17 protein-coding genes and 1 riboswitch are annotated in these 14,970 nt (G+C 45.9%); all 17 genes read right to left on the bottom strand.

Annotated features, from left to right (window positions below; translation table 11 throughout):
* Nucleotides 1–122: 122 nt before the first annotated feature.
* The 17 genes from atpG to MHI51_RS28745 all read right to left on the bottom strand — a co-directional run bounded on the left by atpG (nt 123) and on the right by MHI51_RS28745 (nt 14,968).
* Nucleotides 123–992, bottom strand: coding sequence for an ATP synthase F1 subunit gamma (atpG, locus tag MHI51_RS28665; protein WP_036681564.1), 870 nt, complete (start codon nt 990–992; stop codon nt 123–125).
* 191 nt (nt 993–1,183) lie between these two features.
* Complete coding sequence (gene atpA / locus MHI51_RS28670; protein WP_036681566.1) at nt 1,184–2,695, bottom strand: F0F1 ATP synthase subunit alpha; 1,512 nt, start codon at nt 2,693–2,695, stop codon at nt 1,184–1,186.
* 11 nt (nt 2,696–2,706) lie between these two features.
* Nucleotides 2,707–3,258 carry a F0F1 ATP synthase subunit delta gene (locus tag MHI51_RS28675; RefSeq protein ID WP_076123928.1) on the bottom strand — a complete coding sequence of 184 codons (552 nt, stop codon included), beginning with the start codon at nt 3,256–3,258 and terminating at the stop codon, nt 2,707–2,709.
* Nucleotides 3,255–3,743, bottom strand: coding sequence for a F0F1 ATP synthase subunit B (atpF, locus tag MHI51_RS28680; protein ID WP_076123930.1), 489 nt, complete (start codon nt 3,741–3,743; stop codon nt 3,255–3,257). Before atpF ends, MHI51_RS28675 begins: the two co-directional genes overlap by 4 nt.
* A gap of 97 nt (nt 3,744–3,840) precedes the next feature.
* Entirely contained in the window at nt 3,841–4,053 is a 213-nt protein-coding gene (gene atpE / locus MHI51_RS28685; RefSeq protein ID WP_036681574.1) for a F0F1 ATP synthase subunit C, read from the bottom strand.
* A 105-nt stretch (nt 4,054–4,158) separates the two neighbouring features.
* The gene (atpB, locus tag MHI51_RS28690) at nt 4,159–4,926 is read right to left on the bottom strand and encodes a F0F1 ATP synthase subunit A (RefSeq protein WP_036681575.1); all 768 of its coding nucleotides are present in this window, start codon (nt 4,924–4,926) and stop codon (nt 4,159–4,161) included.
* Nucleotides 4,927–4,955: 29 nt separating this feature from the next.
* Nucleotides 4,956–5,333 (bottom strand): ATP synthase subunit I, encoded by a 378-nt coding sequence (locus MHI51_RS28695; protein ID WP_036681578.1) that lies wholly within the window; start codon nt 5,331–5,333, stop codon nt 4,956–4,958.
* Nucleotides 5,326–5,559: an AtpZ/AtpI family protein gene (locus tag MHI51_RS28700; RefSeq protein WP_036681579.1), complete on the bottom strand. Its 234-nt coding sequence runs from the start codon at nt 5,557–5,559 to the stop codon at nt 5,326–5,328. The genes MHI51_RS28695 and MHI51_RS28700 overlap by 8 nt, the downstream gene beginning before the upstream one ends.
* A gap of 178 nt (nt 5,560–5,737) precedes the next feature.
* The gene (gene wecB, locus MHI51_RS28705; protein ID WP_076123932.1) at nt 5,738–6,898 is read right to left on the bottom strand and encodes a non-hydrolyzing UDP-N-acetylglucosamine 2-epimerase; all 1,161 of its coding nucleotides are present in this window, start codon (nt 6,896–6,898) and stop codon (nt 5,738–5,740) included.
* Nucleotides 6,899–6,956: 58 nt separating this feature from the next.
* Complete coding sequence (gene upp, locus MHI51_RS28710) at nt 6,957–7,586, bottom strand: uracil phosphoribosyltransferase (RefSeq protein ID WP_036681583.1); 630 nt, start codon at nt 7,584–7,586, stop codon at nt 6,957–6,959.
* Nucleotides 7,587–8,008: 422 nt separating this feature from the next.
* On the bottom strand, nt 8,009–9,256 hold the full coding sequence (gene glyA / locus MHI51_RS28715) for a serine hydroxymethyltransferase (RefSeq protein ID WP_038573642.1): 1,248 nt from the start codon (nt 9,254–9,256) through the stop codon (nt 8,009–8,011).
* Nucleotides 9,257–9,371: 115 nt separating this feature from the next.
* The gene (locus tag MHI51_RS28720) at nt 9,372–9,956 is read right to left on the bottom strand and encodes a TIGR01440 family protein (RefSeq protein WP_076099682.1); all 585 of its coding nucleotides are present in this window, start codon (nt 9,954–9,956) and stop codon (nt 9,372–9,374) included.
* A 74-nt stretch (nt 9,957–10,030) separates the two neighbouring features.
* A riboswitch (ZMP/ZTP riboswitch) is annotated at nt 10,031–10,113 on the bottom strand.
* Between the two features lie 48 nt (nt 10,114–10,161).
* Nucleotides 10,162–10,749: a low molecular weight protein arginine phosphatase gene (locus MHI51_RS28725; RefSeq protein WP_076123934.1), complete on the bottom strand. Its 588-nt coding sequence runs from the start codon at nt 10,747–10,749 to the stop codon at nt 10,162–10,164.
* 45 nt (nt 10,750–10,794) lie between these two features.
* The gene (locus tag MHI51_RS28730) at nt 10,795–11,367 is read right to left on the bottom strand and encodes a manganese efflux pump MntP family protein (RefSeq protein ID WP_038573646.1); all 573 of its coding nucleotides are present in this window, start codon (nt 11,365–11,367) and stop codon (nt 10,795–10,797) included.
* Nucleotides 11,368–11,471: 104 nt separating this feature from the next.
* Nucleotides 11,472–12,833, bottom strand: a complete 1,362-nt coding sequence (locus MHI51_RS28735) for an L-threonylcarbamoyladenylate synthase (RefSeq protein ID WP_405173428.1) — start codon at nt 12,831–12,833, stop codon at nt 11,472–11,474.
* Between the two features lie 105 nt (nt 12,834–12,938).
* Nucleotides 12,939–13,682, bottom strand: a complete 744-nt coding sequence (gene spoIIR / locus MHI51_RS28740; RefSeq protein WP_076099806.1) for a stage II sporulation protein R — start codon at nt 13,680–13,682, stop codon at nt 12,939–12,941.
* Nucleotides 13,683–13,780: 98 nt separating this feature from the next.
* Nucleotides 13,781–14,968, bottom strand: coding sequence for an FtsW/RodA/SpoVE family cell cycle protein (locus MHI51_RS28745; protein WP_076276920.1), 1,188 nt, complete (start codon nt 14,966–14,968; stop codon nt 13,781–13,783).
* Nucleotides 14,969–14,970 lie beyond the last annotated feature (2 nt).

Consider the following 14,970-nt stretch of genomic DNA (forward strand, 5'->3'; position numbering starts at 1 on the left):
TTCTTATATTTTAAGAAGAACTTACAGTGCCGTTCTTAAGGAGCTATGCACCCTAAGCAAGCGACACTGTTTCTCGTAAAACACAAGACAAGTTAAGCACTTAGTTTAACTTTTCTTGTATTTTAAGACTGCGCGTTCGCTCCGGCCACGATCTCGGTAATTTCCTGCGTAATTGCCGCCTGACGGGCACGGTTGTACGTAAGGGTAAGTTCTCCGATCATTTTCGACGCGTTCTTCGTTGCACTGCCCATAGCTGTCATTTTCGCACCCAGCTCACTGGCCTTGCCATCCAGAATAGCGCTATAAATCAAAGTTTCAGCGTACTTTGGAAGCAATACTTCTAGCACGCCTTCCGGTGAAGGTTCATATTCGTAGTTTGCAGAAGCTTCATGATGCTCTTGATTCCCTACTCCATCCATAGGCAACAGTCGCTCAACGGTCGGGATCTGGGTGATAGCATTGACGAATTGATTGTAACAAACATACAACTCATCATACGTACCATCTACAAACTGCTGTACTGCCGAATTCGCGATAGACTTGATGTCAGCAAACTTCGGCGCATCCGATAGCTCAGTAACTTCCTGTACAATCGGATATTCACGGCGACGTAGAAAGTCACGGCCCTTACGACCAATAACAAACAATGCGTACTCATCTTTGGACTTATGCTTCTCCGCGATGAGCATCGTCACCTTACGCAAAATATTAGCGTTGTAACCACCTGCAAGCCCTCTATCAGAGGTAACGATTAGATAACCAGTCTTCTTCACAGGGCGGCTAACCAGCATAGGGTGTTGAACACCTTCTGTGCCAGCCGCAATGCTCGATACAACCTCTTTTAGCTTCTCAGCATAAGGACGGGCGGCAATTGCCTTCTCCTGAGCTTTTCTCAGCTTGGATGCGGCTACCATTTCCATCGCTTTTGTGATCTGTCTTGTGTTTTGAACACTCTTAATTTGACGTTTAATATCACGCATGCTTCTTGCCATGATTTCACCACCTTAGAGCTTTGACGGAGTCAAAGCTAACTTCGTAAGCATCATCTTAGCTTTGACGGAGTCAAAGCTAACTTCGTAAGCATTCTCTTAACTTTGACGAAGTCAAAGCTACTTCATAAGCACAGCCTGAGCTTCGGCAGAGCCAAAGCTCACTTAGTAAAATCCGTTAAAGTCTATCTATATTAGCTAGTAGCGAAACCTCTTTTAAAGGTATCAATCGCTGCTTTAAGAGCGGCTTCGTTATCAGCTGTCAAATCTTTTGTATCCCTGATGGATTGAGCTACATCAGCTGCACTGCTATCCATGTAAGCAAGGAATTCCTTTTCAAAACGTTTTACGTCTTTAACTGGAATATCATCCAAATATCCTTTTACAGCTGTGTACAAGCTAAGCACTTGATGCTCAACAGACAACGGCTGATTCACACCTTGTTTCAGAACTTCCATCATACGTGCCCCGCGATTCAGACGGGCAAGTGTAGATTTATCAAGATCTGAGCCGAACTGTGAGAAGGCTTGAAGTTCGCGATATTGGGCAAGATCCAAACGGAGCGAGCCGGCTACCTTCTTCATCGCTTTGATTTGAGCGGAGCCCCCTACACGGGAAACGGAGATACCGACGTTGATTGCCGGACGTTGACCAGAGTAGAACAGATCGGATTCAAGGAAGATTTGACCATCTGTAATCGAGATTACGTTCGTAGGAATGTAAGCTGATACGTCAGATGCCTGTGTTTCGATAAATGGAAGTGCGGTTAATGAACCACCACCGAGCTCATCACTAAGCTTAGCTGCACGCTCCAAAAGACGGGAGTGCAAGTAGAATACGTCACCCGGGAATGCTTCACGACCCGGTGGACGACGAAGCAGCAAGGACAATTCGCGATAAGCCGAAGCTTGTTTCGAAAGGTCATCGTAAATGATCAGTACGTGCTCGCCCTTGTACATGAAGTATTCGCCCATTGCGCAACCTGCGTATGGAGCAATATACAACAATGGGGACGGCTCGGAAGCCGATGCAGTTACAACGATTGTATATTCCAAAGCGCCATGACGGCGAAGAGTTTCTACAACCTGTGCTACTGTGGATTGCTTTTGACCAATGGCAACATAAATACATTTCATGCCGTTGCCTTTTTGGTTGATAATCGCGTCAATTGCGATTGCAGTCTTACCTGTTTGACGGTCACCAATGATAAGTTCGCGTTGTCCACGACCGATTGGTACCATCGCATCAATGGCTTTAAGACCTGTTTGCATCGGTTCATGTACCGATTTACGATCGATAACACCTGGTGCATTATTTTCTACAGGACGGAATTCAGTTGTAGCAATTGGGCCTTTGCCGTCAAGCGGCATACCAAGTGCGTTAACTACACGACCGAGCAGAGCTTCACCAACAGGAACTTGCATAATTTGTCCTGTACGTTTTACTTGATCGCCTTCACGAATTTCCTTGTACTCACCCAGAATAACAACACCGACGTTGCTTTCTTCCAGATTGAGCGCCATGCCCACTACTCCGTTGGAGAACTCTAGCAATTCGCCTGCCATTGCGTTTTCCAGACCGTAGACACGGGCGATACCGTCGCCGACTTGAATGACGGTGCCGACTTCGGCAACTTCGATATCGGCTTTATATTCCTCAATTTGACTTTTGATCAAAGTGCTGATCTCTTCAGGTCTGATGCCCAATATCCTCACCCCTATCTTCTATGCTTATCATTAAAGGATTTCTCGAGACGCTCCAATTTGTTAGACAGACTGCCGTCATACAGCGTATCGCCGATATAAACTTTCAGTCCTCCCAACAGGCTTGGGTCCACCACATTCGTAATCCGGATTTTACGGTTTACGAGTTGGCCGAATTCTGCAGCTACAGCTGCTTTTTCTTCTTCACTTAAAGAATAAACAGAGTATACCTTAGCATCACCAATGCCAAGAGCGTCTCCTTCAATCTTGATATACGTATCCAGCAGATCGGCAAAAATATCGGTTCTGCCTCGCTCTACTAACAATTCTACAATGTTCATCACGATGGGAGAGAGCTTATCTTGAAGCGCTGTGCGCAGCACTTTCAGCTTGTCGGACTCCGAGATGCGCGGTGCAAGAATAAACCGCTTTATCTCTTGGTCGGAATGTAATAATCCAACCACTGCCTTGAGCTCTTCTTCTACTTCAAGGGTAATCCCTTTCTCTACCGCTGCACTGTACAATGCTCTAGCGTAGCGCTTGGCAACTACCGTATCGCGGCTCATGATTGGCCTCCTACCTCTTTGAGGTATTGGTTCACAAGTTGCTCCTGCTCGCCGTTAGCACTAACTTCTTTCTTAAGAAGTTTAGAAGCAATACGAACAGATGCCGTTCCAATTTCGCTGCGCAACTCTTCCACTGCTTTGTTCTTTTCGTTCTCGATATCACGCACGGCCTCTTCTTTGACACGTGCTGCATCTGCTTTGGCTTGTGCCAAAGTTTGTTCTACCTGTAGATTGCTTGTGATTTGCGATTGTTGAATAATCTGTTGAGCTTCCTGGCGTGCACTGTTCAGCGCTTGCTTCTGCTCTTCCACATACGCGACCGCTTGTTCTCTAGTCTTCGCAGCTTCGTCCATTTGCTGCATTACCAGCTCACGGCGTTTCTCCATAACTGCAAAAAGTTTGCTGAACGCATACTTGCTAAGCAAGAAATATAAAATCCCAAAGGCGACAATTGAAAATACTATGTTTGTCCAAACAATATCCACTGAGGTCACTCCCTTCCGTTACCGCGTCATGCGGACGTATACAAAAGTAAGGCGCGGATGGCATCGGCCGTCCCCGCCAAACCGTAACTACGGTTTATTAAGTAAACATAATCAGGAATGCGATAACTGTTGCTGCCAACGGAATAACTTCGACGATACCTACACCAATAAACATTGTTGTTTGCAAAGCATTTTTCGCTTCTGGTTGACGAGCGATGGACTCAACTGTTCTACTAACGATCATACCGTTACCAAGACCTGCGCCAAGTGCACCCAATCCAACCGCTATTGCTGCTGCTAAAAATTCCATTTGTAAATATCCTCCTTTAATTTCGGTTCATATTTGTGTTTAATGATATAAGATATCTCCCACGAAGGAAAATCAGACGATAGCCGTTCTCTTCGCAGCAGTTCATTAATGTGCTTCTTCTTCGTGAATCGTCATCTGTGCGATATAAACCATCGTCAGAATCGTAAAGATAAATGCTTGTAGCGCCCCGACGAAAATACTGAAGCCCTGCCATACAGCCAGGAACGGAATACTGAGAATCCCCAGCTTCAAAATGACTGTAATTAGTACTTCTCCGGCGAAAATGTTAGCGAATAGACGAATAGCCAACGCTACAGGTTTTGCCAGGTTTTCGATAATGTTCAGTGGCAAAAAGATTGGAAACGGCTCGATGTAGTGTTTGAAATAATGTTTGCCGTTGAGCTTAATGCCCAGAAAGTTCATCAGTACAAATACTATGATTGCCAATCCTGCAGTGACATTAATGTCAGCAGTTGGCGACTTGTACCATAAAATTTCTGCATGCTCACCATTCGCCAAGTTCTTAGTTGCTTCAATCACGTGGCCAAACACTGTTACAGGTCCATGCGCCTCAGTTACAACGGAGAAAGGCAATCCAAGTAGATTGGAAACAAAGATAAACAGAATCAATGTCAACCCTAAAGATATGTAAGGTTTTCCTTTCTTCAGATCCATGGCACTGCTTATGACACCCTCTACAAATTCCACAACCCATTCCATGAAGTTCTGAAGCTTGGATGGATTTTCAACGGAAAGCTTACGAACCGAAAGCATAACCAGAACAAATACCACTGTACAACTGATCAGAAGCATCAACACGGCGGATAAATCTATCGGTATTCCCCCGACAAATATTTTCGGCATGTCATGCATAGTATCATCCCCCTTTCTCTTTAATCTGGTTAAAGCTTATTCTTCACACTCAGATATATCCCCGCAGGAATGGCGAGAAGCTGAGGAATGAATACGCCCGAAACAGTTGCTACCAGGGAGAAATGCTCAATCTTGACCGAGAACATGGTGACCAAAATTGCGAAGCTAATCCGTGTAACAAAACCGAGGCTGAAGGCATTCCCTTCGTTGCTCGCAATCGACTGCGTAACCCGTCGAACCTTGACGGCCAGATAACGAAAGTTTACCAATCCCGCCACCAGACCCAGAGTCATGCCCAGTGTAATTGCCCGGGTCTCATGATGAAGCACCCAGCCCATTAAGAGTCCTGCCATAAGGACGAGCGTAACTCTAGTGACGGTATTGATCATGGGAGTCATATTATCCATTCTGCTCCCCCAAAAATTTTTTAATTAACAAGGCGACATTCACAATTCCCAGAATCATTCCAGTTATAGTGCCAATGGCGAGCCAATATTTCGGCCCCTCCATCAGGTCTTTCAGCCATCTTGCCGCAAAAAAACCAATAAGAATGTAAGCGGCAAGCAAAGTGCCTGCACTTCCAATGACAAGCGCGGTCTGTAACAAGCTGTCCTTGCTATTTTGTTCTTTCATGGGCTACAATCCCAACTAATTTTACTGAATTTCCTGAGTCTTTGTCAATTCATTGAACATTGCCTAAAAACCCTTGAAAACATGAAAATAATCACAGCAAAACGTTCCAAAACCATATAAACCGTACAGTTTCACTGTATGTTGATTTTAATCAGATCAGATATTAGTTTAATTGAAATTATTTATTTTTTGTGAACATTCTGTGAAACTCTTCAGGACGTTCCTTATTAACACCAAAATGGTGCAAAATCGCATTGACAATCCGTTGGGAAGCCTTGCCATCTCCATACGGGTTGGCGGCCCGACTCATCGACTGATAGAGCTCATTATCAGTCAAAAGAGCATGTGTCCGTTGATACACCTTCTCCTCGTCCGTGCCCACAAGTTCCAGCGTTCCAGCCTCTATCCCTTCGGGACGCTCCGTTGTATCACGAAGCACAAGAACAGGCACTCCATAAGAAGGAGCTTCCTCTTGCAGACCGCCGGAATCGGTCAATATCAAGTGGGTATGCGGATAAAAATTATGCAGGTCCACGACATCCAGCGGATCAATCAGCTTAATTCTCGGATGTCCTCCCAGTATCTCATGCGCAGGTTCCTTAACGGCAGGACTCGGATGCACAGGATAAACAATGGCGACATCTTCGAATTCATCAGCGATTCTTTTAATAGCTCGGAAGATATTACGATGCGGTTCACCTTGAGATTCTCTGCGGTGAGCGGTCATCAAAATAAGTCTTTTTCCTGAAGCAAAATCCAAAACAGGATGCCGGTAATCCGGCTGTACGGTATATTGAAACACATCAGTTACGGTGTTGCCTGTGATATAAATACTTGATTCTTTTTTGTTCTCGTGTCTCAGATTGTTAGCTGACAAATCGGTTGGAGCGAAATGCAGATCAGCTAACACACCTGTGAGTTGACGGTTCATTTCTTCAGGATACGGAGACAATTTGTTCCATGTCCTAAGTCCTGCTTCTACGTGCCCAACCTGAATTTGCTGCAGGAAGGAAGCGTAACTAGCTAAAAACGTTGTTAAGGTGTCCCCATGCACCAGCACGAGGTCAGGTTTAACTTCTTTCAGTACAGGTTCCAAACCTTCAAGCACACGAATAGTAATCTCATTCAAGGTCTGACGGTCCTTCATCACGTCCAAATCGTAATCAGGGGTGATATTAAACACTTCCAACACTTGATCGAGCAGTTCTCTATGCTGTGCTGTTACACATACTATTGATTCGATATGCTCAGGATGCTTCTTCAGTTCAAGAACCAGAGGAGCCATCTTGATCGCCTCGGGGCGCACTCCGAAAATAGTCATTACTTTGATTTTGGACATAACCCCTACCCTCTCATCAAATATTCTCGCATTACTATACTTAATACTTAATTACTTATTACTTGGTTCCATAAAGACGGTCACCAGCATCACCAAGACCTGGCACGATGTAACCATGTTCATTCAAATGATCATCAAGCGCTGCTACATAAATATCAACATCCGGATGAGCTTCCTGAACTGCAGCAACACCTTCTGGCGCTGCAATCAAGTTCATCATTTTGATCTGTGTACAGCCACGGTTCTTCAGTGAGGTAATCGCAGCAATTGCGGATCCGCCTGTAGCAAGCATCGGATCAATTACTATCAATTCACGTTCCTGTACGTCCGTTGGAAGCTTGATATAATACTCCACTGGTTGAAGAGTGTCTGGATCACGGAAAAGCCCTACATGTCCTACTTTAGCCGCAGGTAGAAGCTTCAGTACACCTTCAAGCATACCTAAACCCGCACGAAGAATAGGAATAAGCCCCAGCATTCTTCCCGAAATCACTTTGCTTTCCGTCTCAGTGACCGGTGTTTGTACCGTAATGGTCTCTAGTGGAATATCACGTGTAATCTCATAAGCCATCAATGTGGCAACTTCGTCAACATGTTCTCTGAAATCCTTCGTGTTTGTTCTAACGTCGCGAATAAATGTTAGTTTGTGTTGAATTAAAGGATGATCGCAAATCACCAATTTTCCCATTTACTGTCCCTCCGGTAATTGTAAGTCTTGTCTATAGCCATAGAAAGCGCTTTGCTTCTCAGTGGCTAAATCCTGTCTATTATAGCACTCCCGCCGCTGCATTTCACCTCAGAATGGTACTTGAACTCACATTGAACATATTCCTTTGTATTTCCTTGTTTTTAAAGGTAATGATTGGCTTAATTAGGAAACCAATCACTTATAAAACCTAGATTATGTTGTGCAACTTTGGCTTTTTCATACTATTCACATTATTTTCACTAATTTTATTGAAAATTCCATGAACTTTCATGATTAATTTCATTCAATTTCATCTATTACCTACAGTGATATTTGTGAACAATATGCAACAAAAAAGCCTCCATCAAACCCGGAAGAGGGTATGGATGGAGGCAGAATCATTTCTTATTAGAAGCAAAGAATTAGTATTTCAACTCTGGATAAAGAGGGTATTGGTCAGTCAACTCAGCCACTTGACGCGCAGATTCTGCCAAGTTTGCCTCATCCTTCGGATTCTTTAGAACATTAGCAATGATACGTCCAATAGTGACCATCGCCTGCTCGTCCATACCACGGGATGTGACTGCAGGTGTACCAATACGAATACCGCTTGTTACGAAAGGACTTGTAGGATCAAATGGAATTGCGTTTTTATTCACAGTAATCCCGATGGAATCTAGTACTTTTTCCGCATCTTTTCCGGTAATGTTCAGATTACGGGTATCCAGCAGCATCAAGTGGTTATCTGTACCTCCGGATACAATGTTAACCCCTTCGCTGATCAACGTTTCTGCAAGAACATTAGCGTTCTTCACTACATTTTGAGCATAAGTCTTAAAGGATGGCTGCAATGCTTCACCAAATGCGACTGCTTTTGAAGCAATTACATGCATCAGAGGTCCACCTTGGGAACCAGGGAATACCGCTTTATCAATAGCAGCTGCCCATGGCTGTCTGCACATAATCATACCTCCGCGGGGACCGCGCAAAGTCTTATGCGTAGTAGTTGTAACGAAATGAGCATGAGGAACCGGGCTCGGATGAAGACCAGCAGCAACCAATCCTGCGATATGGGCCATATCTACCATAAATAGCGCACCCACATCATTGGCGATAGCGCCAAGTTTTTCGAAATCAATAATACGCGGATAGGCACTAGCACCAGCTACAATCATTTTTGGACGGTGTTTGAAGGCTGCTTTACGTACTTCATCATAATCAATTAGGAAAGTATCTTCTTGTACTCCATAAGCAACGAAGTTATAAAGCAATCCAGAAGCATTAACTGGGCTACCATGTGTCAAATGACCACCGTGCGCCAAATTCATTCCAAGAACGGTGTCGCCAGGCTTAAGTGCAGCCAGATAAACTGCCATATTTGCTTGAGCGCCGGAATGTGGTTGTACGTTGACATGATCCGCGCCAAACAATTCTTTTGCCCGATCACGAGCAAGGTTCTCAACGATATCTACATCTTCACAGCCGCCATAATAACGTTTGCCTGGATAACCTTCTGCATATTTGTTCGTAAGCACGGAGCCCATAGCTTCCATTACGGCTTCGCTAACGATATTCTCTGAGGCAATAAGCTCAATGTTGGCACGCTGACGTTTCAGTTCCAGTTCCATCGCTTCCAGTACTGCCGGGTCACTCTTACGCAATTGTTCCATGTTCTTATTTCCTCCCTAGTGTGTGTAGAAATGTTGTATTTAAGTAGAAACGATTTGCCCGCCATAAAGAGACTTAGGTCTACGTTTCTGCAAAAAATATAAAAACTAAAGTTCGTTAATCACAAAACTGTGAACCACTTTGTTCTGGAGCACGATATACCGCACGTTCCCCGCCAATTAGTGGGGGTCTGGTCCATGCCGCATTCACTCTGGCTGCTCCAATGTATCGTAGAGTCGGACGGAAAGGAACGGCTACCCGCCGTAAATGCATTCCTATCAGTGTCTCGCCAATATCTAAACCAGCATGAGCTTCTATCGTTTCCGCCAAAACAGGATCTTTCATAGCGTGATAAGCAGCCGTAGCCATCGAACCTCCAGCACCTCGTATAGGTACAGCTGATACTTCCTTCAGACCAAGTGACTCTAGCAGAGAGCGTTCCATGACAAGTGCACGATTTAAATGCTCGCAGCACTGATACACCGGATGAAATCCTTTTTCCGCTGCTACTAAACGAACACCTTCAAGCAGTTGTTCTGCAACTTCAAGTGCACCACCAGTTCCAATCCGGACACCAGCAACCTCACTTGTGCTCACTCCGACGACAACAATTTTGCCTGACCCAAGGTTACCAGCCTCCGCCAACTCCCTTAACACAGTGACGGTGGCTTCAGTTAATGATAGCTCCACAACTTCGTCCATCACTCTACCTCCTCAAACTTCAAACAAGCTTATTTTAAACAAAAAAGAGCAGTCCGCAGGTAGCTGCGGATTTGCTCTTTTGCCCAGGCGACCGGCCGTTTATTCCGATGCTCCATCGTGGTTTGATCCACATTTGTCGCCAGTTACATCGGAACCGATTATTTGTAACTTCATCTTAAAGCAAAGTGAACTGAAAATCAACCATTTACAAATGGCGGAAGGTTTCCAGCTTATCCAGCAAACTGAATAGCGCAGTGCGAATCTCAGCAGCAGTTAGCTCATAGTCCTCACGCGTGCCACCAAATGGATCAGAAATATCGAAGCTCGGAATACGCTGGCGAATCTCAATCATCCGCTGCAGATCCGTTGCATTCGGTTCACCACCAAGGGCTAAGCTCAACTCCGCATCTGCGTAAAGGCTGTCCAATTCCTTGATATCTTCCGTCACCGCATCTTCATTATGCACGTATTCCTTCAATGTATAGGTTTTCGTTACAGCATCCGGAAAATACTGCAGCAAATGCTGCTTATGCCCACCCGTCAAGGTCAGCACAAGGTCGGCCCAAGCGACAGCTTGACCTGTCAATTGTGACGACTCCATTGAATCATGAATTCCTTCTTCCTGCAGTATAGCTGCAGCATGTCTTGATATAGAAGTACCGGAAATGGCGGATACACCTGCAGACCGCACTTCCAGGTCGATTCCACGTTCCTTCGCGAGCTTTCGTAAAAGCCCCTCAGCCATAGGACTTCGGCATGTATTCCCGGTGCAGACGAATAAAATATGCAGCATGTTTTGCACCCCCATGAAATTAAATATTCTAATGCCGTTATTGTATCAAAAGATGAATAGCAAGCCAAACCCCAAAAGTATTGCACCGCCTAGCGCTTCTCCATAATCCCCGAGACCACGACTGACATGCCGTCCAATTAGCAACCCTAGAATCGACATTAGTCCCCCGCAAGCACCGAAGGCTAAGATGGTCAAAAGTACTCCATTCACAAACATCCCCAGTGATACCCCCACGGAGAAAGAGTCAATACTGACACTGAGCGAAAGAAGTATCATCCCCCACAAGGTTCGATGATCCATAGCTCGTGAGCTTCCTGTATCCGGACGAAAGGAGTTGTACACCATATGCCCGCCCAAAAGAACTAGAAGACCTCCAGCAGCATAAGTCGTTACTTGACCTAACAGGTGTCCGACATAACTTCCTGTCAATAAACCCAGGAGAGGCATCAGCATATGAAAAACAGCAATGAGCAGACTCATTTGCAGAACATGCAGCAGACGAATACCTTTCATCCCGATCCCTACACCGAGCGAAAAGGCATCCATCCCTAATGCAACCGCCATTATAGTAATGGTAACAATCTGCCCCCATTCGGTATATACATCTCCTAAGCCCATGCTTAACCCCCCAAGTCCGAAATATCTTGTACAACAACGATATGCGGACAAGGGGGTATTCATGACTTCATATGGGAGTCATATACGAAAAAGCAATGCCGTGGTCATCCGGCGTCGATGACAGATCCGCCGGCGGCTTTCATAAGCCGGTTCATAATGGCAGCGCCGAGGCCGGTATACGGGCAAGCCTCGGCTAAGATGTAAGTCGCTCCCGCTTCATCGAAGCGCCGCAAGGCGGCATATAGGGAGCGAGCCCCTTCCTCCGGCGAGGATAACGAGCCGAGGGAAAGGACACAGGCGGCAGGGTCGGCGGGATAAAGGGCCTTATGCTCCTCGAAGAGGAGTAAGCCCGTGACCTCGCCGTTTAGCTGCGCCGCCTGAAGTTGACTTGCGGCTTCGTCCGCCACGCGCTGCGGGGAAGAGCCGCGCACTACAGCAAGCCAGCCGCGCGGCGCGTAGTGCGTGTACTTCATGCCCGGCGCGCGCGGCGCCGAAATATCGCCAGCAGCATCCGCACCATGCTTCTCAATAGATGCGGAAGCCCTTTCGAAAGGCTCACGATTGTTAACATTCAGGCAATCCGCTGAAGATTGCGCGGTAGTTGCTTTAGCTGTGATTGGCTCAGCAGTACTGAAATCAATAACAGAGTTTGTCGTCCCCGAATCAGCCAAGACAGTAGCGGTTGCGGTTGCGGCAGCAGTTGTCTCAGCATTACCGGGCTCTGAGCTTACAGCTTCTGCTCCCACCACTGCAGCCAATTGTTCCGAAGTAATCCCGCCGGGGCGCAGCACAGCAACTTTTCCGTCAGGCTGTACCTGCACGACTGTTGACTCTAGTCCAACTCCAGCAGCACCACCATCAAGGACGCCATCAATGTATCCAGCCAAATCTTCCATCACATGCGAAGCTAATGTCGGGCTCGGGCGACCCGAACGATTAGCACTGGGCGCCGCAACTGGACAACCTGCGGCACTTATCAGTGCTAGAGCTACCGGATGATCCGGCATCCGCACACCAACCGTATCCAAACCCGCCGTCACACAGGGCGACAGTACACCTTCACGAACAGGAAGCACAACTGTCAGCGGACCAGGCCAATAAGCTGCCATCAACGCGGCCGCCTTAGGATGCACCTCTGCAACAAGCTCGTCCAAAGCTGCCGTATCCGCAATATGCACAATTAACGGATTGTCAGAGGGCCGTCCTTTTGCCGCAAAAACAGCCTCAACTGCCGCCGTATTTCGGGCATCCGCCCCTAGCCCGTAGACGGTTTCGGTTGTAAAAGCCACTGTTCCGCCTTCACGAAGCATTGTTGCTGCCTCCGCTATCGCCAGCTTGTCAGCTTCATTCGGCTGAAATACCTCAGAGTTCGTTCCCTCAGCGGAATTCAACTTCCAGTATACAGTCTCATCTCTATTTCCACTCCGCCGCTGAACGGCGAATAAAGGATTATTGTGTTCACTCATTCTCATCACAGGCTTTCTAGAAGATATAATTTAGCTTAGCAAAAAAACGGCCCCAGTAGGGAGCCGTGATAGATCTGCTTATAAAATAGTAACATATCTGGGGTCTTACGACCATAATCCACTGATCCAGTTCCAAAGGTTCTGCAGCAGCTCCCAGACGAAGAACCGTACCTCTGGCTCAGCAGCAGTTTCTCCTGATGAAGCACTTCCTGCCGAGGAATCAGCCTGCACTGTTTTTGCAGCTGCTGATTTCACCTTAGCACTGTTATCCGCACCAGCAGCGGACACTGTTTTTGTACCTTTGTCAGCAGCAGGTGCTGCCGCATCTCCAGAGCCTGCATCGATAAAGCAAAGCGGAGGAAACAGTACACACCACCAATTTTGCCCCTTGCCCGCACCAAGTGTGACCCGAACAGCTTCATACTCCCCAGCAGGATAGACGGTGCCACCGTATAATTTGGTTGGAAAAGGGACTACGCCCAGCTCCACTTTATAGGAATATTCAATGCCCCGTTTCTCCAGCTCTGATCCAACCAACGCGTTAAGCTCCGGCAGATGATTTCTAATCAGAGCACGTGCCTGCTCCAAGCTCTGTGGATCCTCAAGAGCAGATACCCACTGGTTCATTTGCTCCACAATTTTATCGCGAATTTGCCGCTTCACCAGCTGATCTTGCGCTCCGTCAGAATTAGCCAGAATACGTAACCGGATAGATTCTTGGGGAATAGATACTTCAGCTACTGCAGCATCGGTTTTTTGACCTTCCCAAGCCATCATGAGGACCATAAAAAAACAAATTAAAATGGCAGTATACTTAAAAGTTACACGTAAGGAATCTCTTTTATCCATATGATTATCGTTCATTTGTTGCAGCCCCTCTCCTCTTAACTCTCATGCTAGTAGTATGCCCGGAGATAAGAGACTGCAAACCTATGAATCTATTAAATTTATAACTTCAATGCCAGCTCCTTATGCAGCTGCAAATCTTCCTCTACATCCTGCCCATAAAGATGCACGCTCATCACGACCCCCATGCTGGCCATATTAATCAGAAGAGACGTGCCTCCATAACTGATAAACGGAAGTGTTATTCCTGTCAACGGCATCAGGCCGATAAAAGCTCCAACATTCTCAAGAATTTGATACAACAGCATAGCCGTAATTCCAATGATTAGAAATGGTCCGCTACGCTCCTTACTCTCGAGAGCAATCAATATCATCCGATGCAGCAAAATAAAAAAGAGCAAGAGCAGCAGCGCAGACCCCACAAATCCAAACTCCTCGGCAATCTGCACGAATATCGCATCCGAATAGGTATATGGGACACGATTATTCTGCACAGAGCTGCCCTGCATATATCCCTCCCCACTCATTCCCCCGGAGGCTATAGCTATTTTGGCATTTTTCGTGTGATAGCTCGCCTTCTCTGTCGCTAAATCAGGTACCAGCCAAGGGTCAAACCGCTCCACTAAATGATCCTTACCAATGCCTTCAAAAAAATTGACTGCTTCATCATGATAGTTTATATAGCTCAAAATCCCAGCAAGACCAATCCCACCCACTATAAGCAAGCCGATGAGCGCATGCGACAATTTGATATTCCCAATCCATAAAAGTCCAATTAATATTACGATGTAGCTAAGGGCATTCCCCAAATCATTTTGCATAATCACTATACCAAATGGAATGAACGTAAGAATGGTGAGAGGAACAATCCCTTTCCAGAAGGTTAAGGTAGACCCTTGTTTTCGAATTAAGATCGATGATAAAAAAAGAATCAATACCAATTTAAACAGCTCGGCAGGCTGAAACCTAAGTCCACCGATCTCAAGTCCCAATTGAGCACCGTTCTCTACTTTACCAATAAAACTAACCGACACTAACAAGACTAAGCCCAAGAGATAAATATAAAGTGCATGTTTAACAAATATCTTAAAGTCCACAAAAGCGAGCACAATAAAAACTACAAAACCTAAAATATAGTATTTAAGCATTTGTAAATGAAATCCATCCAATTTCATCGGAGGCGTTATTCTTCCATTGGTTACACTGTATATTGAAAAAATACTAATCACCATCAACATAATCAGAACAGTAACGATTACCTTATCAATCTTTTTGAACTTTTGAAGCATCT

Source organism: Paenibacillus sp. FSL H8-0260 (assembly GCF_045040625.1).
Classification (GTDB): Bacteria; Bacillota; Bacilli; order Paenibacillales; family Paenibacillaceae; genus Paenibacillus_AQ; species Paenibacillus_AQ odorifer.

Coding starts and splice junctions, on each gene's coding strand:
- atpG (WP_036681564.1), bottom strand. CDS start 992: ATGGCAAGAAGCATGCGTGATATTAAACGTCAAATTAAGAGTGTTCAA.
- MHI51_RS28675 (WP_076123928.1), bottom strand. CDS start 3,258: ATGAGCCGCGATACGGTAGTTGCCAAGCGCTACGCTAGAGCATTGTAC.
- atpE (WP_036681574.1), bottom strand. CDS start 4,053: ATGGAATTTTTAGCAGCAGCAATAGCGGTTGGATTGGGTGCACTTGGC.
- atpB (WP_036681575.1), bottom strand. CDS start 4,926: ATGCATGACATGCCGAAAATATTTGTCGGGGGAATACCGATAGATTTA.
- MHI51_RS28695 (WP_036681578.1), bottom strand. CDS start 5,333: ATGGATAATATGACTCCCATGATCAATACCGTCACTAGAGTTACGCTC.
- MHI51_RS28700 (WP_036681579.1), bottom strand. CDS start 5,559: ATGAAAGAACAAAATAGCAAGGACAGCTTGTTACAGACCGCGCTTGTC.
- wecB (WP_076123932.1), bottom strand. CDS start 6,898: ATGTCCAAAATCAAAGTAATGACTATTTTCGGAGTGCGCCCCGAGGCG.
- upp (WP_036681583.1), bottom strand. CDS start 7,586: ATGGGAAAATTGGTGATTTGCGATCATCCTTTAATTCAACACAAACTA.
- glyA (WP_038573642.1), bottom strand. CDS start 9,256: ATGGAACAATTGCGTAAGAGTGACCCGGCAGTACTGGAAGCGATGGAA.
- MHI51_RS28720 (WP_076099682.1), bottom strand. CDS start 9,956: ATGGACGAAGTTGTGGAGCTATCATTAACTGAAGCCACCGTCACTGTG.
- MHI51_RS28725 (WP_076123934.1), bottom strand. CDS start 10,749: ATGCTGCATATTTTATTCGTCTGCACCGGGAATACATGCCGAAGTCCT.
- MHI51_RS28730 (WP_038573646.1), bottom strand. CDS start 11,367: ATGGGCTTAGGAGATGTATATACCGAATGGGGGCAGATTGTTACCATT.
- MHI51_RS28735 (WP_405173428.1), bottom strand. CDS start 12,833: ATGAGTGAACACAATAATCCTTTATTCGCCGTTCAGCGGCGGAGTGGA.
- spoIIR (WP_076099806.1), bottom strand. CDS start 13,682: ATGGATAAAAGAGATTCCTTACGTGTAACTTTTAAGTATACTGCCATT.
- MHI51_RS28745 (WP_076276920.1), bottom strand. CDS start 14,968: ATGCTTCAAAAGTTCAAAAAGATTGATAAGGTAATCGTTACTGTTCTG.